General features: G+C 46.5%; 1 rRNA gene. It reads right to left on the bottom strand.

What is annotated here, in order from left to right:
* Window positions 1–325 precede the first annotated feature (325 nt).
* Window positions 326–428: ribosomal RNA gene (locus tag HWX09_RS33420) — 16S ribosomal RNA — on the bottom strand; the annotation flags it as partial.

The following is a 428-nucleotide window of genomic DNA, read 5'->3' as shown; positions in this document are numbered from 1 at the left end:
GAGTCAAACTTAGAGTTCGAATCATCTTGAGATACATCGATACAATCACAACCCGGATAACTTCCACGTCCATCTCAAGACGCTTCCGCTATCCAAATTACTTACTTCTTCCAGATTGTTAAAGAACGACAGCCGATATCGCTTGATATCCTCTGACTGGCTCAATCGCCAATGAGAAAAACTCGAACCGAACTTCGTTCGAATATTTGTCATTGAAGATTATTGAAAGCGGCCGGCATGATAACCGGTTTAAACCGCAGACAGTCTTTCTGTCTTTATCAACAGCCGATAAGCGTGAGCGCTCAACTTCGCGAGATAGCTCTGGAAAGGAGGTGATCCAGCCGCACCTTCCGATACGGCTACCTTGTTACGACTTCACCCCAGTCATGAATCCTACCGTGGTGACCGTCCTCCTTGCGGTTAGACTA

Source organism: Burkholderia sp. BCC1208, assembly GCF_902833095.1.
Classification (GTDB): Bacteria; Pseudomonadota; Gammaproteobacteria; order Burkholderiales; family Burkholderiaceae; genus Burkholderia.
This window is presented reverse-complemented; position numbering and strand designations above follow the sequence as displayed.